The organism is Flavobacterium gillisiae (assembly GCF_900107635.1).
Taxonomy (GTDB): domain Bacteria; phylum Bacteroidota; class Bacteroidia; order Flavobacteriales; family Flavobacteriaceae; genus Flavobacterium; species Flavobacterium gillisiae.
Genome location: NZ_FNRD01000033.1, coordinates 1 through 1,040, shown reverse-complemented (window position 1 = coordinate 1,040; position 1,040 = coordinate 1). Strand labels below are relative to the sequence as shown.

The window sequence follows — 1,040 nt, the reverse complement described above, 5'->3', positions numbered from 1 at the left end:
CTGCAGGTTGCTGTGTTGCCACTTGCATCTGTTACAACAAACGTATTGGTTGTTACTCCTATCGGGAACACTGATCCACTGGCAAGACCTGCTGTTTGAGCAACAGTTTGACCTGCGCAGTTGTCAGCAGATGTTACGGTATAAGTTACTGTTGCACCACATACATCAACATCATTGCTTACAACGATCGGTGCATTGCAGGTGATTGTTGGTAACTGTGTATCGTTTACTGTTACGTCGAAGCTGCAGGTTGCTGTGTTGCCACTTGCATCTGTTACAACAAACGTATTGGTTGTTACTCCTATCGGGAATACTGATCCACTGGCAAGACCTGCTGTCTGTGCAACAGTTTGACCTGCGCAGTTGTCAGCAGATGTTACGGTATAAGTTACTGTTGCACCACATACATTATTGTCATTGCTCACGGTGATCGGTGCATTGCAGGTGATCGTTGGTAACTGTGTATCGTTTACCGTTACGGTGAAGCTGCAGGCTGCTGTGTTGCCACTTGCATCTGTTACAACAAACGTATTGGTTGTTACTCCTATCGGGAATACTGATCCACTGGCAAGACCTGCTGTCTGTGCAACAGTTTGACCTGCGCAGTTGTCAGCAGATGTTACGGTATAAGTTACAGCAGCACCACATACATTATTGTCATTGCTCACGGTGATCGGTGCATTGCAGGTGATCGTTGGTAACTGTGTATCGTTTACCGTTACGTCGAAGCTGCAGGTTGCTGTGTTGCCACTTGCATCTGTTACAACAAACGTATTGGTTGTTACTCCTATCGGGAATACTGATCCACTGGCAAGACCTGCTGTCTGTGCAACAGTTTGACCTGCGCAGTTGTCAGCAGATGATACGGTATAAGTTACAGCAGCACCACATACATTATTGTCATTGCTCACGGTGATCGGTGCATTGCAGGTGATCGTTGGTAACTGTGTATCGTTTACCGTTACGTCGAAGCTGCAGGTTGCTGTGTTGCCACTTGCATCTGTTACAACAAACGTATTGGTTGTTACTCCTATCGGGAA

General features: G+C 46.4%; 1 protein-coding gene. It reads right to left on the bottom strand.

The features are described from left to right. Positions 1–1,040 (bottom strand): HYR domain-containing protein (locus tag BLV35_RS19110; RefSeq protein ID WP_143031896.1); only part of this gene is annotated, 1,040 nt, incomplete at both ends.